14 protein-coding genes are annotated in these 16500 nt (G+C 59.4%); 6 read left to right on the top strand and 8 right to left on the bottom strand.

The window, feature by feature from the left end; all coding sequences use genetic code 11:
• Positions 1 to 19 precede the first annotated feature (19 nt).
• The gene (locus PQR42_RS38565; RefSeq protein ID WP_408391199.1) at positions 20 to 5530 is read left to right on the top strand and encodes a trifunctional serine/threonine-protein kinase/ATP-binding protein/sensor histidine kinase; all 5511 of its coding nucleotides are present in this window, start codon (positions 20 to 22) and stop codon (positions 5528 to 5530) included.
• A gap of 40 nt (positions 5531 to 5570) precedes the next feature.
• Here PQR42_RS38565 and PQR42_RS38560 read toward each other — a convergent pair whose 3' ends face one another.
• From PQR42_RS38560 to PQR42_RS38545, 4 genes are all read right to left on the bottom strand, one after another.
• Positions 5571 to 5912, bottom strand: coding sequence for a response regulator (locus PQR42_RS38560; RefSeq protein WP_408218534.1), 342 nt, complete (start codon positions 5910 to 5912; stop codon positions 5571 to 5573).
• Between the two features lie 221 nt (positions 5913 to 6133).
• On the bottom strand, positions 6134 to 6781 hold the full coding sequence (locus tag PQR42_RS38555) for a response regulator transcription factor (protein ID WP_408218531.1): 648 nt from the start codon (positions 6779 to 6781) through the stop codon (positions 6134 to 6136).
• A gap of 258 nt (positions 6782 to 7039) precedes the next feature.
• On the bottom strand, positions 7040 to 7168 hold the full coding sequence (locus PQR42_RS38550) for a hypothetical protein (protein ID WP_408218529.1): 129 nt from the start codon (positions 7166 to 7168) through the stop codon (positions 7040 to 7042).
• Between the two features lie 54 nt (positions 7169 to 7222).
• Positions 7223 to 7681, bottom strand: coding sequence for a hypothetical protein (locus PQR42_RS38545; RefSeq protein WP_408391202.1), 459 nt, complete (start codon positions 7679 to 7681; stop codon positions 7223 to 7225).
• Positions 7682 to 8157: 476 nt separating this feature from the next.
• Here PQR42_RS38545 and PQR42_RS38540 point away from each other — a divergent pair, with 476 nt between their 5' ends.
• The 3 genes from PQR42_RS38540 to PQR42_RS38530 all read left to right on the top strand — a co-directional run bounded on the left by PQR42_RS38540 (position 8158) and on the right by PQR42_RS38530 (position 10964).
• The gene (locus PQR42_RS38540; protein WP_408391205.1) at positions 8158 to 8790 is read left to right on the top strand and encodes a DsbA family protein; all 633 of its coding nucleotides are present in this window, start codon (positions 8158 to 8160) and stop codon (positions 8788 to 8790) included.
• A 393-nt stretch (positions 8791 to 9183) separates the two neighbouring features.
• The gene (locus tag PQR42_RS38535) at positions 9184 to 9606 is read left to right on the top strand and encodes a DUF3331 domain-containing protein (RefSeq protein WP_408391207.1); all 423 of its coding nucleotides are present in this window, start codon (positions 9184 to 9186) and stop codon (positions 9604 to 9606) included.
• A gap of 335 nt (positions 9607 to 9941) precedes the next feature.
• The gene (locus PQR42_RS38530) at positions 9942 to 10964 is read left to right on the top strand and encodes a LysR family transcriptional regulator (protein WP_408391209.1); all 1023 of its coding nucleotides are present in this window, start codon (positions 9942 to 9944) and stop codon (positions 10962 to 10964) included.
• A gap of 153 nt (positions 10965 to 11117) precedes the next feature.
• Here PQR42_RS38530 and PQR42_RS38525 read toward each other — a convergent pair whose 3' ends face one another.
• Positions 11118 to 11342: a tautomerase family protein gene (locus PQR42_RS38525; protein WP_408391212.1), complete on the bottom strand. Its 225-nt coding sequence runs from the start codon at positions 11340 to 11342 to the stop codon at positions 11118 to 11120.
• A gap of 90 nt (positions 11343 to 11432) precedes the next feature.
• Positions 11433 to 12143: an SDR family NAD(P)-dependent oxidoreductase gene (locus PQR42_RS38520; RefSeq protein ID WP_408218513.1), complete on the bottom strand. Its 711-nt coding sequence runs from the start codon at positions 12141 to 12143 to the stop codon at positions 11433 to 11435.
• Positions 12144 to 12542: 399 nt separating this feature from the next.
• On the opposite strand from PQR42_RS38520, the gene PQR42_RS38515 reads away from it, so the two are divergent.
• Positions 12543 to 13217, top strand: coding sequence for a VOC family protein (locus tag PQR42_RS38515; protein ID WP_408391215.1), 675 nt, complete (start codon positions 12543 to 12545; stop codon positions 13215 to 13217).
• A 41-nt stretch (positions 13218 to 13258) separates the two neighbouring features.
• On the opposite strand, the gene PQR42_RS38510 is transcribed toward PQR42_RS38515, so the two are convergent.
• The gene (locus PQR42_RS38510) at positions 13259 to 14215 is read right to left on the bottom strand and encodes an enoyl-CoA hydratase/isomerase family protein (protein ID WP_408391218.1); all 957 of its coding nucleotides are present in this window, start codon (positions 14213 to 14215) and stop codon (positions 13259 to 13261) included.
• A 518-nt stretch (positions 14216 to 14733) separates the two neighbouring features.
• Here PQR42_RS38510 and PQR42_RS38505 point away from each other — a divergent pair.
• Positions 14734 to 16065 carry an epoxide hydrolase family protein gene (locus PQR42_RS38505; protein ID WP_408218505.1) on the top strand — a complete coding sequence of 444 codons (1332 nt, stop codon included), beginning with the start codon at positions 14734 to 14736 and terminating at the stop codon, positions 16063 to 16065.
• A 143-nt stretch (positions 16066 to 16208) separates the two neighbouring features.
• Here PQR42_RS38505 and PQR42_RS38500 read toward each other — a convergent pair.
• Positions 16209 to 16500, bottom strand: a 292-nt coding sequence (locus PQR42_RS38500) for a TolC family protein (protein WP_408391220.1), incomplete at its 5' end; no start/stop codon positions are given.

Below are 16500 nucleotides of genomic sequence, written 5' to 3'. Positions count from 1 at the left end.
GTCGACAGTGGAGTCCGCCGTGGATCTCACCGGATATGAGTTGGAGCCGCTGCACGATGACGGCGACTTCTCCCTGTATCGCGCCCGGAGACCCCGCCATCCCGTCTCGGTGCTCGCGCTGGTCGCCACCCGCACGGTCTCGCAGAGCATTACACGGCTCGAGCACGAATACGGACTAGCCTCGTTGCTAGATTCCAGTTGGGCCGCTCAGCCGCTCGCGCTCTACCGCCGCAGAGAGCCGCCCATGCTCGTTCTCGACGACGACGGCGGCGAGCCTCTCCACCGCTCACTCGGCCGCCCGCTGGAGCTCACGCGTTTTTTGCGCATCGCCGTCAATCTGGCGAGGGTAGTCGGTCACGTTCATCGATGCGGTCTCGTTCACAAAGACATCAAGCCGGCGAATGTGCTCGTCGACGGAAACGGCAACGTACGGCTCACCGGCTTCGGCATTGCCTCGCAACTACCGCACGAACATCAGCCGCCCGCGCCGCCGGAGATCGTGGCCGGGACCTTCGCGTATATGGCGCCCGAGCAGACGGGCCGCATGAACCGCTCGATCGATACGCGCAGCGATCTCTACTCACTTGGCGTCACACTGTACGAGATGCTCACCGGGTCGCTGCCGTTCACCGCCTCGGACGCGATGGAATGGATTCATTGCCACATCGCGCGCAGGCCGGCACCGCCAGGCGAGCGTGTTGACGGTATTCCGAAGGCGGTCGAGGGCATCGTGCTGAAGCTCCTCGCCAAGGCCGCCGAGGACCGTTACCAGACCGCGGCGGGCGTCGAAGCCGACCTTCGGTCGTGCCTCGCGGCATGGGAGACGTACCACCGCGTCGACCCGTTCCCGCTGGGGGCGCACGACGCGTCCGACCGCTTGCTGGTCCCCGAAAAACTGTACGGGCGCGAGGCACAAATCGAAGCGCTCGTAACAGCGTTCGATGGTGTCGTGGGCAGCGGGGCGGTCGAACTGGTGCTGATCTCGGGCTATCCGGGCATTGGCAAGTCGTCGGTCGTCAACGAGTTGCACAGGGTGCTGGTGCCGCCACGCGGCCTGTTCGCGTCCGGCAAGTTCGACCAGTACAAACGTGATATCCCGTATGTGCCATTTGCACAAGCCTTCCAGACGCTCGTACGCAACCTGCTGAGCCAGAGCGACGCGGAGGTCGAGCCGTGGCGGCACGCGCTGATGGAAGCGCTCGGGCCCAACGGCCAGCTCATTGTGAATCTGATCCCCGAGCTTGCGCTCATTATCGGCGAGCAATCGCCCGCGCCGGTTCTGCCGCCGCAAGATGCGCAAAACCGCTTCCAGATGGTATTTCGACGTTTTCTCGGCGTGTTTGCGCGACCTGAGCATCCGCTCGCGCTGTTTATCGACGATCTGCAATGGGTCGATACGGCGACGCTCGACCTGCTTGCCCACCTCGTCACGCATCCGGACGTGAAGCATGTTCTGCTGGTCGGCGCGTACCGGGACAATGAGGTGGATGCATCGCACCCGTTTGCGCGCACGCTCGAGTCGATCAGCCACGCCGAAGGGAAGGTGCAGCAGATAGAACTCGCGCCGCTCACATCGGAGAGCGTCGCGCAACTCGTGGCTGATTCACTTCACTGCGACAGCGCGACGGCCGGGCCGCTCGCGCAACTGGTGCATGAAAAGACGGGCGGCAATCCGTTCTTTGCGATCCAGTTTCTGACGGCGCTCGTCGATGAAGACCTGCTCACATTCGATCAGCGCGCCGCGGCGTGGTGCTGGGATTTGCCACGCATTCGTGCGAAGGGGTTTACCGAGAACGTCGCCGATCTGATGGCGGCGAAGTTGAGCCGCTTGCCTGCGCTGACGCGCGACGCGTTGGGGCAACTGGCGTGTCTCGGCAACGTTGCTGAAGTCACCGCACTGACATGGGTTCAGGGCGGCTCTGAAGAGACGATGCACGCGAACCTGTGGGAAGCCGTGCGGACGGGGCTCGTGTTTCGCGTGGCCAACGCCTATGAATTCGCACACGACCGCGTGCAGGAAGCTGCTTATGCGCTGATTCCCGCCGACGAGCGCGCCGCCGCGCATCTGCGGATTGGCCGGGCGCTGGTGTCACGGACCCCGCCGGAAGCGCTCGAGGATCCCATCTTCGATATCGTCAACCATCTCAATCGCGGCGTGGCGCTGATCCTGGCGGAGTCGGAGCGCGAGCAGGTCGTCGAGTTGAATCGCATCGCGGGCCGGCGCGCGATGAATTCGACCGCCTACGCGGCCGCTCGCAGCTATCTGGCGCAAGCCGTGGCGCTGCTGTCGCCGGATGCGTGGACGCAGCGCTACGACAGCACGTTCGAACTCTATCTCGCGTTTTCGGAGTGCGAATATCTGGCCGGCGATTTTGCGGAAGCCGACGCGCTGGCCGACATGATGCTCGGCAGGGCACGCTCCAATCTCGATCGTGCGAAGGTCTTCAGCCTGCGGATCGAGTTGTATCAGCTCGCCGGGAGATATGACGAGAGCTTCGCAGTCGCGCTGGTTGCGCTGCGCGATTTCGGCATCCTCTTTCCTGAGACCGATCAGGACATCCAGGCGGCCGTCGACGACGGATTGCGGGACGTTCTTGTCAATCAGGCCGGGCGTCCCATCGGCGAACTGGTCGAGGCGCCGGTCGCGACGGACCCGGCGATCCGTGCAATCGTCAACCTTCTCCTTCAGGCGATGAACTGCGCTTTTGCCGCGCGGCCCGCGTTTTACCCGCTCATCACCCTCAAGGCGGTCAACCTCTCCCTGCAGCACGGCAATACCGAGAACTCCAGTTTTGCTTACGGCAATTACGCGCTGATGCTGGTGTCACTGATCGGCGATATCCCCACCGCAGTGCAATTTTCGGAGATGTCGCTCAAGCTGAACGAGAAGTTCGGCAATCGGCGCCTGAATGGAAAGCTGCTTCACCTGTACGGCGCCCACGTCAATTTCTGGCGCTGCCACATTGCAGCTAATCTGCCGGTTCTCGAACGGGCCACCGCTGCGTGCCTGGAAGTGGGCGACCTCGTTTTTGCAGGCAACGTCGCATTCAACGCGGTTTGGCAGACCATCGAGAAAGGGGCCGCCCTCGAGGACGTGCAGACGCTCTCGGAAAAGTACGCGGCGCTCGCGCGGGAGAGCCACAACGACGCGGTGTATGAGTTGATCTGGGTCGAGCGGCAATTCGTCGTCAGTCTCCGCGGCAAGACGACCGAACCGTTGAATCTGAACGACGAGACGTTCGACGAAGCAGCCTGCTTCGAGGCCATCATCAAATCGAATTTCGGCTGCGCTATCGGCGTCTATCGCATCATCAAGGTCATGCTTGCCTTCCTCGATGGCCGGTATGCCGACGCGCTGGAGGCCGCGGACCGGGCGGAGGCGGTCCTCAGTTCTGTCATGGCACTGGCGATCGAACCGACCTATCACTTCTTTCATGCGCTCACCTTGACGGCGCTTTATCCGCAGGCATCCGAGGAGCAGCAGCAAGTGTATCGGCGCATTCTTGCAGCGAAACTCAAGAAGCTCGAAACGTGGGCTGAGCACTGCCCGGAGAACTATCAGAACCGCTACGCGCTTGTTTGCGCGGAGCTCGCACGTCTGGAGGGCCGCGATCTCGACGCCATGCGCCTTTACGAACAGGCGGTCCACTCCGCTCATGAAAATGGTTTTTTACACCACGAAGGCATCGCCAACGAACTTGCCGGCCGCTTCTATCTAAGCAGCGGCCTGAGAACGAGCGCCGATGCGTATTTGCGCAACGCGCGTCATTGCTTCGCCTTTTGGGGCGCGGACGGCAAAGTCGCGCAACTCGACGGGCAATTCCCCCGCCTCGCCAATCAGGATGGGAGCAATGCCACGTCGACACTCAGCTTCGATTGGCGGCAGTTCGACGCCGCGACGCTATTGAAGGCGTCGCAAGCCCTTTCCAGCGAGATCGAGCTGACGGGCCTGATCGAGCGCCTGATGACAATCGCGCTGCAGACCGCGGGCGCCGATCGGGGCCTGTTGGTTGTCCTGCAGCAGCCGGACGGCTACCGGATCGAGGCAGAGGCGCGAATCAATGGAAACGGGATCGAGTTGAACCGGGAGCCGCTTGCCAATTCTGCCGTCCCTGCCGCCATTCTGCGTTACGTGATCCACACGCAAAAGAGCGTCATCATCGACGATGCGTTGATACCCAATATGTTCTCCCAGGACAGCTACCTGGCAAGCGGCGCCACTCGGTCCGTGTTCTGCCTGCCTCTGGTCAGACAGGGCAAACTCGGCGGCCTGCTGTATCTCGAGAACACGGCCACTTCGCATGTTTTTACGGCACGCCGCTCGTCGCTGCTCGATTTGCTGGCGTCACAGGCGGCCATTTCGCTCGAGAACACCCGTCTTTATGCCGATCTTCAGGAGCGCGAGGCAAAGGTTCGGCGTCTGGTGGACTCGAACATCATCGGGATCCACATTTGGGACTTTGAGGGCAACGTCGTCGAAGCCAACGACGCTTTTCTGCGCATTGTGGATTACAGCCGGGAAGATCTGATCTCGGGGCGTATCCGGTGGCCCGATTTGACTCCGCCCGAGTGGCGTGACCTCGACGAATTGGTGAGGGCGGAATTGACGGCCAACGGAAGCGCCAAACCGTTCGAGAAAGAATACTTGCGCAAGGATGGCAGCCGGGTGCCCGTGCTGGTCGGCGCGGCGGCCTTCGGCGATCGCGAAGGGCAGGGCGTCGCTTTCATACTCGACCTGACCGATCAGAAGCGGGCGCAACAGGACGTGCGCGACAGCGAACGGCGATATCTCGGACTCCAGATGGAACTCGCGCATTCAAACCGTGTGGCGACGATGGGCCAGTTATCGGCATCGATTGCCCACGAAGTGAAGCAACCTATCACCGCAACGGTTGCCTACGCCAGTGCGGCCTTGCGCTGGCTGGCGGCGCGCCCGCCCAATCTCGACGAAGTGCGTCAGGCGCTCAACCGGATTGTCGCGGATGGCGGCCGCGCCAATAACATCGTCGACCGCACCCGCGCTTTTTTTAAAAAGGAGCCGCAGCGAAAAGACGGCCTCGACATCAACGAAGCGATTCTCGAGTTGATCGCGTTCATGCGAGGTGAAGCCGGCAAGCACGGTGTCGAACTCGTCGTCCAACTGGTGGAGGGATTGCCTCAGATCCAGGGCGATCGGGTGCAACTGCAGCAGGTGATGCTCAATCTGATGATCAACGCCCTTGAAGCGATGAGTGCAACGGACGTCGGCGAGCGAACGCTTTTGATCCAAACCAGCAAGTCCGGTGCCAAGGAACTCTGCATTAGCGTGGAGGATTCTGGACCAGGACTCGACGCCGACCATCTGGAAGGCGTCTTCGAGGCATTTTTTACGACCAAACCCAACGGCCTGGGGATGGGACTGCCGATCTGCCGCTCGATCGTGGAAAGTCACGGCGGACGATTATGGGTGACGTCGAACTCTGCGGGGGGTGCCACTTTTCAGTTCACGTTGCCTGCGCAAGGCAACGGATCGCATCCGGGCAACGGATAGGCAATCGCGATATACGCCGACAAACGGACCTTCGGTCAGGTTACTTCCGCAGTATCTCGTCAATCAGCGCGAGCAATCGTGCGTCGTCCACTGGCTTTGAGAAGAAACCGGCGGCTCCGCCGGCATCGGCTCGCTCGAGAAGCTCTTGCGTCGCGTAGGCAGTGATAAAAATGACAGGGACTGGCCGCTTCCATAGCTTGATCGATTCAAGCAGCGCAAAACCGTCCACGCCCGGCATGTGAATATCCGCGACAACGAGCTTCAGTTCCGATCGGCGTGTATCACCTAGAAGATGGTTGGCGGACTCATAGACAATGACCCTCCAGTTTGCCGAACGAAGCAAACTGGATGTCGCCATCCGGACGAATTCGTCGTCGTCCACTACCCCGATAACTGCAGGAGAGCGCTTTGTTCTCATCTCGAGTCCGCACGGCATCGAAAGGATTCAGAAAGGCTGAATCCTCTAGGCAAATTACAGGCCTACGGACGAGGCGACAATAAGACCTTAGAATGATTTTAGTGACAGTTCGTATTAGCCGGGATCGATCCCGGCTGAAGATGGCGGCGAGAGCGCAGCGAATACAGAAATTGCTGCGTCGCGCCTTAGTGGAGAGGCAGCACCTGCTGCAACTTCCTGACGACATCAGGCACTGAGCGTGCCTGCAGCTTGTGCATCGCTTGCGCCCGATGGATCTTGACCGTTACCTCGCTCAGACACAGGAGGTCGGCGATCTGCTTGTTCAACAGTCCGTCGGCGACCAGCCTGATGACTTCCCGCTCGCGCGCTGTCAGCGAATCGTATGTTTGACGGATGCCCGCAACGATCCTTTCCTGGCGCTTCAATTCGCCGTCCCTTTTCAGAGCAGCGGCGATCGTATCGATCAGATCCTGATCCTTGAACGGCTTTGTCATGAAATCGAATGCGCCCGCCTTCATTGCCTTGACGGACATTTCAATGTCACCGTGCCCGGTCAGAAATATGACCGGAAATCGAACACTTTCTTTAAAGGGCTCTTGCTGCAGGGTCAGGCCGCTCGTGCCTCGCAGACGAACGTCAAGAATGAGACAACTCGGCACGTCCGGCATGTCCGTGGCTAGAAAATCGTCGGCCGATTCGAACGCCCGCACGTGAATGCCGACTGACATGAGCAGAGAGGTTAGGGCGCCTCGAATGGACTCGTCGTCGTCGACCACATACACAAGCGAGTCCGGCAATGATTCACTTCCTGCCCCAACGTTGTCATGTTTCATCGCCCGATCTTCGAAAAGTTCGTTACGCCAAGCTGACGCCGATACTTTTCGTATAGTAAGCAATGCTCGCGCTTATCGCTACCTGTTGCGCACGGTCTTTCCTGGTGTCATTGCGCGGCAACTATATCGTTACCTGATAGCCTGAGCGGCGATAAAGCAAGGATGCTGTTTCTTCTGACGAATCGAGCGATCCGCATGATGAAGTCGTATCTGTCCGCATCCCTTCCGGCCACGCGTCCGAGCTTACGCGCCGTTGATTCACAGCAGGCAGACACGACTCAGGTCCACGGTCCGCCGATAGACGTTCTTGTTGAGCCACGGGACGAAGGTGTACTCGTCGTAGGCGTGAGTGCCGACAAAAATCCAGTTGTGCAATACGCGAGACATATCCACCTCCTCAAATAAGTGCGTCGGCGCGCAACCGCATTTCTGTCGAGCACGCTATTGGCGGCGCGACTGCTTTTCTCGCGACGATGCGATGCCGAATGCGATCACGCACGCGGCCTTGCTGAAGCATTCGATCGACGAGAAGATTGCTATCGCGAAGGAATGGTTGAATTCCATCGGTAGAGCGGGTGCGATGGCCAGCACGCTCGCACCGCAGAGAAAGGCAAACGTTTCGCGAGCAAAGCGTGCTTTGGCAATGGCAGCGAGACCTGTGCCGACCACTACGAGCTTCGACAGGAGCAGGGCAACCAACCCGGCGTGGGCGTCGGACACACCTAACTCTAGCGGTGCCTCAATCAACGACCACCCGCAGACGACAAGTACGAGTGTTTTGAATACCCGCTCGGGGAGTGCATTCACTGTGTCGGCGTCGGTCTGAATCCAGCGCGGTTTTGACGGGAGCGCGTCGCCGTGCAGACTGATCACCGAATTTGCTGTTTCCCTTGCATCCACGACTCGCCCTCCTCGTCGGTGGCGCGCGAGACGGTCGCACTCGCCATGAGATCAAGGTACACGGCTCAGCCGCTGAAAGACATTGTACGAACGGGTGGCATGGCCTCTGAAAAAGCGTGTGGAACTCATACGGCCGTATATCCAATTGGAGCGAAATCCGTTCTCGAGAATGTCGATGCGAGTAGACCGCCCGCGCCATGCGGCCGCGGACGCATCCGGGCAAGTTGCATCGGCTATACCTTGGTATGAACGGTCGATGCACCTCGCGCGTCGGGAAAAGTACCTGCACGCAGCCATCGACCAGTCAGGAGACCTTGGTTACACGGTGTAAAAAGTGAAGTGAGGCCAACCTGGTTCGTGACATCACGGTTCGGCTCTATGATCCTTTCGACAGACGTCACCCGGCGGCGGATCACCGCGCTCTTCAAGATCGGCGCAACGGGCCTGCGCAACAGAAAAATTTAACGGAATTAGCTATGAAACTGATATTTGTAGGTGACCCAATGTGCTCCTGGTGTTACGGCTTCCACAAGGAGATGACAACCATCGTAGAGGCGATGCCCGACCTTGCAGTACAGGTTGTGCTGGGTGGCCTGGCCGCAGGTTCCACGCAAGTTTTGGATGACGCGGGCAAGCAGTTTCGCCTGACGCACTGGGCCCGCGTCGAGCAACTTAGCGGCGCGCAATTCAATCGCGAAGCGTTGCTTGCGAGGAAGAACTTTGTCTATGACACTGAGCCGGTCTGCCGCGCCGTGGTAACGGCCCGTCTGATCAAGCCCGCGGTCAATCTGTTGACGGTCTTCGGTGCGTTTCAGCGTGCGTTCTATGTTGATGGACTTGATACCACGGACGGTAAGGTTCTGGCCGCGATCGGCGCGTCGGCGATGAAGGCTGCGGGCTTTGACGTCGACGCCGATGCGTTCCTCACCGTCTGGTCCTCGGACGAGGCGATACAGGCAACTCGCGCAGATTTCGCGCTGACCCGCCGCCTGGGTGTATCGGGCTTCCCATCGCTGTTTGTCGAACTGCACGGAAAAATTGGGCAGCTCAGTTCGGGCTACGCTACGGCGGCCAGCGTTCAACAGACGCTTACGCGCCTCGCCGCATGAGCGAACCAACAACGAGGCGCAGACCGTAGGCACCTCGCGCATGAATGCGGTCATACCGATCGCCGGGCGTAGACACGCGGCGCACTCGCAGACACGGAAGCAATCGGGCTCGTGCCAGAGGTGTTGCGGCGGAAAAAGCCCTTTTCCTAAGCGTGCATTCTATCCACACCTCAATCGCCATATCATGGCTTCGGAGCAAATACGCGGACGCACGGACCGATAGATTGACGAGCCGCCGCATCGAGCATCGCCGGGGAGACAGACGCAGCGGCGCCGTCCCTAGGCGCTGGAGTCATTGCGCGTCTGTTCGGTGCGCTTAATGTGTTGTTACTGGCGTGGCGTCCCGTTCAGCGAGAGTGAAACGTTACGTTTCGATTCATAAGGAGCGCGGCCATGCTGGTTAGCCAAGTCGACCCGTGGGTTCAGACGATACGACTGTTGTCATCGGGATTACGATGTCCCAATGCAGGCGTTGATACGACGCCCGTGTCAAAACGCGGGACATCCTATGGCTTCGAAGCGATGCCAGGTATTAGTCGCTTGCCTCACCTGAAGGTGAGTCTGATTGAGCGGACCACGTCGCTCACCGTGACAATTGCGTGGCGGGATCCGACTAGCTGCTTCTACGGCGCCCAGGTCTGGCGAGTAGCGAACGCCAAGGTATCAGGGATATGCGTGTTGAGCGGGCAACGGATCAGGCGCGGCGACCGCATATTTCATCCGCAGCGCTCGAAACCTGCACCGGTCAACGCCCGCGCGATGATCCTCGAATCGGCCCTGAATGCGATCGAACCGTTGCAGGCAAGTCAGGTCTAGATGTAGTCCTTTCCGCCAACCGATTTCCTTCTTATATCCTTGCCCTCGAAAGTGCCGCGACGCCTCGCTAGCACATCATGCGGTGCGATAGCCGCGTCCTGAGACCACGAAAAAATTGCCGAAAGAGCATTCGGGCTGGATAGGTGCGCGCATCCGAACGTATTAGTTGAGCACGCGAGCGCACGATGCGTTACACCATATCGGACGATGGCGCCACGCGGCGTTCGCGCTTACCCTTCATTCGTTTCCGGGCTATTTGGACTGTGTCGCCAGTAACGATTCACGGCACCTGAATACTCTGCTCCAGATCTCTACATTGACCAGTGAGGTGCGAGATGGACCAGCTTTACATGTTGCGTGCATTCGTTGCTGCCGCACGGTATCAAAGCTTTAGCAAGGCTGCGGAATCGCTGAATGTGACCACCGGGTCGGTATCGAAAGCGATCGCCAAGCTGGAAGGGTGCATCCAGACGAGGGTCTTGCTTAGAACAACAAGGTCCGTTTCCTTGACTGAAGCGGCACAGCCGTACTATCTGAGTTGCTGCCGTTTGCTCGAGGAACTCGACGAAGCGAATCGTCGCATTACGCGCTCGCGTGAAGTCGACAGCGGAAAGCTGCGGCTGATTGTGCACCCGATGCTGATGAGCGAAACCTTTTCGCGTCTGGTGCGGGGCTATCACGCCATTGCCCCTAATGTGAATCTGATCGTTTCCGTTCAGGAAGGGGCCGCAAATCTGTATGACGGCCGATTCGACATGGCGATTCTTCCGCCGCACCTGGTCGAGCAGTCTGCCGTGATTCGCCGCACATTGTCGAGGTCACAGCGCATCTTCGTTGCAGCGCCCGCTTATCTTGAGCAGTGCGGTACTCCCAAAACCGCCGCCGAGCTGACCCATCACTTTCTCCTGCTGGACACGGATTCACGAAAGAAAGGCGTGGACGTGGTCGATCTGCTGGAGAGCGACACACGGGTGAGTGTGTCTCCCATGTCGTCGATGGACGGGAACGAGATATTGCTTAGGGCGGCGGCACTCATGGGGACCGGCATTGCCGCCTTGCCTGAAACCATGGTGCGTGAGGATATCGAAGCAGGGCGCCTTAAGCATATCTTGCCGCTGTGCACCACATTCGACAGCAAGGTTGAGATCTGCCTCTTCTACTCGCACCGGGAACTGCTTCCGGCGAGGCTCAGGACATTCGTCGACTATTGCACCCAGTTTTTCAGATCATCGGCTCGATATGACGTCAGGGATGCGGAGACGGTTTTGCCGTTGAAGAACTATCGGGAGGATTACAGTTGGCGGCCGGTTGAGGCGCGGTATGCGCGGCCTTCGCCATTAGAACAGGTGGGTCGGTGACCCAGGCATCGTCGCAATGAAGACCCGCGGTATGCAAAGCTGCGCCATCATCTGCGCGGGTCAAAATCGAATTCGCGTCTGATGCCGCCGGGTTCATACACCGTTGTGCGCCGCTTTGGTCCTTCATCCAGTTTTTCTGCGAATGCCCTTATTTCAAGCTCGCTGCTTGCGATATACGTCAGCCGGCAGACCGCCCCAGCCCCAGTTCTCCGTTTCCACCTCCTGGATGACCACAAAGGTTGCTTCGAGCGGCTTTTTCAGCACGTCGAGTAGCAGGTGGCTGACGCCCTTGATGAGTTCAGCTTTTTCTTCTGCGGTGACCGAGTCGACGCCCGGCCTGGTGCCTTCGCGGGTCACCTGGATCGTGACGATTGGCATGGATGTTCTCCTTGATCCTGGTCGGCAAACCGGCTGCCGGCTGGCGGCGTCCGGTCGTGTGAAACGGAGCCTGCTATTGCATGGTTGCGCTTAGTGGCCGGCGCTCTGGCCGCCGTCGACGTGCAGGATCTCGCCGGTGACGAACGGGGCGGAGTCCAGATACAGGATCGCGTTCACGATATCGCTCATTTCGCCCATATGGCCCATCGGATGGAGCGCGCCGAGTGCCGCATGCGTTTCCGCAGGGTGCATCGGCGACCTGATGATGCCCGGCGAGACCGCGTTGGCACGAATGCCGCGTTTGGCGTATTCGATCGCGAGGGACCGGGTTGCCGCGTTCAGGCCGCCCTTGGTGAGCGCGGCGAGTACTGAAGGCACGCCGTCGATCGCATGGTCGGCCAGGGTGGTGCTGATGCTGACGACGTGGCCGCTGGAATGCTTCTCCATTTCAGCGATGGCGAGCTGCGTGATGTAGAAGAAGCCGTTCAGGTTCACGCCGGTGACCGTTGCATAGTCTTCGGCGGTATAGCTGGTAAAAGGCTTGGCGACGAAGATGCCGGCGTTGTTGACGAGCGTATCGATGCGGCCGAAACGCGTCACGGCTTCGCTGATCACGCGTCGGGCGGTGTCGGGGTCGGCGATGTCGCCGGCCACGGTCAGAATGTTGGGATCCTCCGACGGCTTGATGGTGCGCGCGGTGGCGACCACGCGATAGTCGAGCTTGCGGAACGCCTTGACCACTTCTGCGCCGATGCCTTGCGACGCGCCGGTAACGACGACGACCTTTTGTGACGTGCTCATGGAGAACCTCCAAATCGATTGAGTGGGCGCTGTTGCCGATCGGGTCCACGGCTCCGATAAGGGGCTAATCTAGGCGCTTTGGCGCCGGGTTCGAATACCCTCCAGCGACAAACAGACTTGCGCGTGAGGAACAAGTCAGGCGCGACGGGCGCGGGTTGAAGGTGCCCACGGCACTCGTGAGAGTTGTTCATTTTTGATTTTCCTCCTTTAATCTTTATTGGCTCGGAGGTTTCCCGGAGACTTCTCACATAAGCGACCGGCCCTTTGGTAAGTCATCGGATACTACAATTCCATCAGGCTGAACAACATAGAATCGGATTTCCCAGATCAGGAAGGTAAGTCGCCGAGATTGAGAACGTATGAGTCACCCTTGAATCACCGAAACACGAGGAGCTTGACATGAGCAATGCACAAACATCCAACCAAGCCAACACGGCTGCCGGTACAGCGCAGACGGTCGACATGAAGCTCGAGATTGTTGTCATCCCAGTCTCTGACGTCGATCGCGCCAAGCAGTTTTACGCCAGGTTAGGTTGGAGGCTCGACGTCGATATCGCGAAGGATGAGCAGTTTCGGGTTGTGCATTTCACGCCGCCCGGCTCGCAATGCTCGGTCCTCTTCGGCAAGGGCGTCACGACGGAAAAGCCGGGCTCGGTACAGGGACTCCATCTCATCGTGTCCGATATAAACAGGGCGCACGCAGAGCTTGTCGAGCGGGGCATCGACGTGAGCGAAGTCTTCCATGACGCCGGCGGGCTTTTCCACCGTGCGGGCGAGGAAGGACGCGTGAGTGGCCCGCAACCGGAGCGGCGCAGCTATGGTTCCTTCGCCTCGTTCAGCGATCCTGATGGAAATGGCTGGGTCTTCCAGGAAGTGACCACTCGACTCCCTGGAAGGGTGGACGCGCAGGCCACGGCATTCACTTCGGCAATGGAGCTCGCAGGGGCGCTACGACGCGCCGCGGCCGCGCATGGCGAGCATGAGAAACTCTCCGGACAGCATGATGAAAACTGGCCGGACTGGTATGCCAACTATATCGTCGCCGAGCAGGCCGGCACGCAGTTGCCGACATGAGTGCGGCGGCTGATGGTTCGGCCCGGCGCGAAGCGCGATGATTACTTGTCAGGTTGATTGACTTTGCCGGTGTACCGGTCGAGATGAATTTCCACATCAGGTTTTTTCTGAAGCCCGAGTTCCATCAGCCTCTTGATATCCTGCTGTGCCGCTGGACGTTGTACGGAAGTAATGAAAGCATCCCACTGTGGCCCAACCTCGCTATCGGGAGGGAGCGTGGCGATGTTGACGAAGTGCTTGATCTCGCCGATGGTTTGCTTGTCGAAGGATGCAATGCGGCGAGCGAGGGTATCGACGAACCTATCCAGTTCGGCATCTGGAAGTGAGCGGTTGACATAGCCATATCGTTCGGCAAGTTCGCCGTTGATATCGTTGCCGCTCAGCAGAATTTCCAGCGCGCGGCCTCGTCCCATCAGGCGGGGAAGTCGGGACATCGGTCCGCCGCCGGGAACGAATCCGGCACCCACTTCGAATTGGGAAAGCACGGCTTTTTCACGGCTGGCGAAGCGCATGTCGGATGCAAGGGACAACTCACTGCCAACGCCGGTAGCGCGGCCCCGGATCGACACGATCGACACCACGGAAGAGCGGCTCAGGCGAGTCAGCATATCGGGTAGTGGCGGCATGCCTGTCGGACCGGGCGGCATGCGCGTCGTGACTTCGAGGGGCGGCACAAAGTCATAGTGAGTCAGGAAAAAACCGGGTACCGCGCTGTCGAACACCACGACCTTCAGTTCGGGATCGTTCTCCATCTGGGTGATCACGCTGTTCAACTGCGGTATGGATTCCGGCCCGAAGATATTGAATGGCGGATGGTCGATGGTGACGCGCCAGTATGCTGGCGTCACGCGCTTGATCCTGAATTCCTGCTTCGCGCCAGCTTCCGGTTGCGCATTTTGAATCGCAGCGGCGCTCGCCTGGTCGTTCTGTGCTATCGCGCTGCCGTTGTAAAACAGTGGGCCTGCGAACAGTGCCACCACCAAGTGGGTCAGTTTCATGTTTGCTTCCTTTCTGATGCTGAGGAAATTCGCGGAAGAAAGACTGCGCGGGACATTCGGTCCACACGAATCAGTGTAGGCACCCACTCGGCAGATACCAATGAGCATGACTGCATCGGCCAATCAAGAATCAGGAGACCATATTGAGCGGTGTGAAGCAATGGCGGATTATTTAACCGACACGGCCGCCGTGGCATAACATCTCGTCACAGTCGGTTCGTGCATTGCATGCACACGGCGGTGGACAGAAAAGTCGAACGCGAAGAATTTGTTCGCGACCGACACAACTGTTGTTCTAACTTGGCCGTTTACCCGGAGAGCTTGCTTCCACACAATCACTGCAACTACTGCGAACTGCGGTTTGCGGTCGGTCGAAGCGATAACCATGTGAGGCTTGCCAACTGGCTGCCTCCATAGACGGCTCAATTGGACAATCGTGAAGGTGTTTGCCCAGGATGTTGAATTGCCGCCGCACTCATCGCTCCGCCTCATCTGATTCATTGCCAACAGGAGCTTGTATGGCTGACGATATCCTTCCCCAAACCCCATCGCGCCGTCGTTTTATCGGCGTGGCAGCCGCCGCCGCCGTTGCGGGCTCGTTGAGTCGACTCGCTTTCGCGGAAACGACTCAAACCGTCACTGAAGTCGCGAAGCCGAGCGGCGGTGACAAGACCGCTATTCGTCCACTCCATGTGCACGCGCCGGAATCGCAACTGATCGATTTGAAGAGGCGGATCAAGGCGACCAGGTGGCCTGAGCGGGAGACCGTGACTGATGCGTCACAAGGCGTGCAGCTCGCGACAATGCAGAAGCTCGCACGCTATTGGGCGAACGACTATGACTGGCGCAAAGTCGAAGCGAGGCTGAACGCACTGCCGCAATTCGTCACCGAAATCGATGGGCTCGACATTCATTTCATCCACGTTCGTTCGAAAGATGCCAACGCGTTGCCGGTTATCGTCACGCACGGATGGCCCGGTTCGATCATCGAGCAGTTGAAGATCATCGGTCCGCTGACCAATCCGACCGCTCATGGGGGGATGGCATCGGACGCATTCGATGTGGTGATTCCGTCGCTCCCGGGTTACGGGTTCTCAGGCAAACCGACCGCGACCGGCTGGGACCCTGCTCGCATCGCGCGCGCGTGGGTCGTGCTGATGAAGCGGCTCGGATACACGCGATATGTGGCGCAAGGCGGCGATTGGGGAAATGCTGTCACTGAGCAGATGGCCCTCCTTGCGCCACCGGAACTGCTCGGCATTCACACCAACATGCCGGCCACCGTACCGGACAACATTGCAGAGGCGCTCAAGTACGGCAATCCGCCGCCGGCCGACCTCTCAGCCGACGAGCGGCACGCTTATGATCAGCTCGACTTTTTCTACAAGCACGGTCTTGGTTACGCCCAGGAGATGACGAACCGCCCGCAGACGCTGTACGGAATTGAAGATTCGCCTGTCGGCCTCGCCGCGTGGATGCTCGACCACGACGCCGCCAGCCAGGCACTTATCGCACGCGTGTTTGACGGTCAGTCCGAGGGGCTGACGCGAAACGACGTTCTCGACAACGTGACGCTCTATTGGCTCACGAACACGGGAATTTCTTCGGCGCGGTTGTATTGGGAAAACAAGCTCAACTTCTTCGCTCCCAAGCACGTCGCCATTCCGGTTGCCGTCAGCGTCTTTCCAGATGAGATTTACGCTGCCCCGCAAAGCTGGACAGCGAAGGCGTATCCGAAGCTGATTCACTACAACCGCCTTCCCAAAGGCGGACATTTTGCGGCCTGGGAGCAGCCGCAAGTTTTCTCGGAAGAGGTACGCGTGAGTTTCCGGTCGCTGCGTTCAGCGTAAAGATGTAGGCGGCGTCGTCCCGGCCGTTGTTGAAACGGCTGACGGGTCCTAGAGGCGATCGTTCGCCGACCTTTTTTCAAGAAGTCGACGACGGGAAGACGCGCGCCTCACACACATCCTGTCGCACGCAACAGAACGCCGGTTCAAGGAAGACTGTCCTGTCTGGCATACGTTGACTCCCATCCGCCGCCGAGCACCTTGCATAACGTGATGAGGTTCGCGTCGGCGTCGGCCTTGCTTTGCTCGAGGTTGCTCTGCGCATCGAGCAACTGTTTCTGCACGTTCAGCACGTCGAGGAAATCGACCGCGCCTGCCTTGTACCGTTGCCGCGCAATCGACAGCGCACGCTGGTTCAGGCTCACGACCGTTTTCAGCCGATCACGCCGCCGCTGTTCAGCGTCATAGACGACGAGCGCATCGTCCACCTCGCGCCAC

This window comes from Paraburkholderia sediminicola, assembly GCF_046027355.1.
Lineage (GTDB): Bacteria > Pseudomonadota > Gammaproteobacteria > Burkholderiales > Burkholderiaceae > Paraburkholderia > Paraburkholderia sediminicola_B.
The sequence above is the reverse complement of the archived record's forward strand: the minus strand, read 5'-3'. Positions and strand labels throughout refer to the sequence as shown.

What these genes read in the sequence shown, in the direction of transcription:
- PQR42_RS38550 (WP_408218529.1), bottom strand. Translation starts at nt 7,168, where the DNA reads ATGTCTCGCGTATTGCACAACTGGATTTTTGTCGGCACTCACGCCTAC.
- PQR42_RS38530 (WP_408391209.1), top strand. Translation starts at nt 9,942, where the DNA reads ATGGACCAGCTTTACATGTTGCGTGCATTCGTTGCTGCCGCACGGTAT.
- PQR42_RS38520 (WP_408218513.1), bottom strand. Translation starts at nt 12,143, where the DNA reads ATGAGCACGTCACAAAAGGTCGTCGTCGTTACCGGCGCGTCGCAAGGC.
- PQR42_RS38555 (WP_408218531.1), bottom strand. Translation starts at nt 6,781, where the DNA reads ATGAAACATGACAACGTTGGGGCAGGAAGTGAATCATTGCCGGACTCG.
- PQR42_RS38525 (WP_408391212.1), bottom strand. Translation starts at nt 11,342, where the DNA reads ATGCCAATCGTCACGATCCAGGTGACCCGCGAAGGCACCAGGCCGGGC.
- PQR42_RS38535 (WP_408391207.1), top strand. Translation starts at nt 9,184, where the DNA reads ATGCTGGTTAGCCAAGTCGACCCGTGGGTTCAGACGATACGACTGTTG.
- PQR42_RS38540 (WP_408391205.1), top strand. Translation starts at nt 8,158, where the DNA reads ATGAAACTGATATTTGTAGGTGACCCAATGTGCTCCTGGTGTTACGGC.
- PQR42_RS38515 (WP_408391215.1), top strand. Translation starts at nt 12,543, where the DNA reads ATGAGCAATGCACAAACATCCAACCAAGCCAACACGGCTGCCGGTACA.
- PQR42_RS38510 (WP_408391218.1), bottom strand. Translation starts at nt 14,215, where the DNA reads ATGAAACTGACCCACTTGGTGGTGGCACTGTTCGCAGGCCCACTGTTT.
- PQR42_RS38505 (WP_408218505.1), top strand. Translation starts at nt 14,734, where the DNA reads ATGGCTGACGATATCCTTCCCCAAACCCCATCGCGCCGTCGTTTTATC.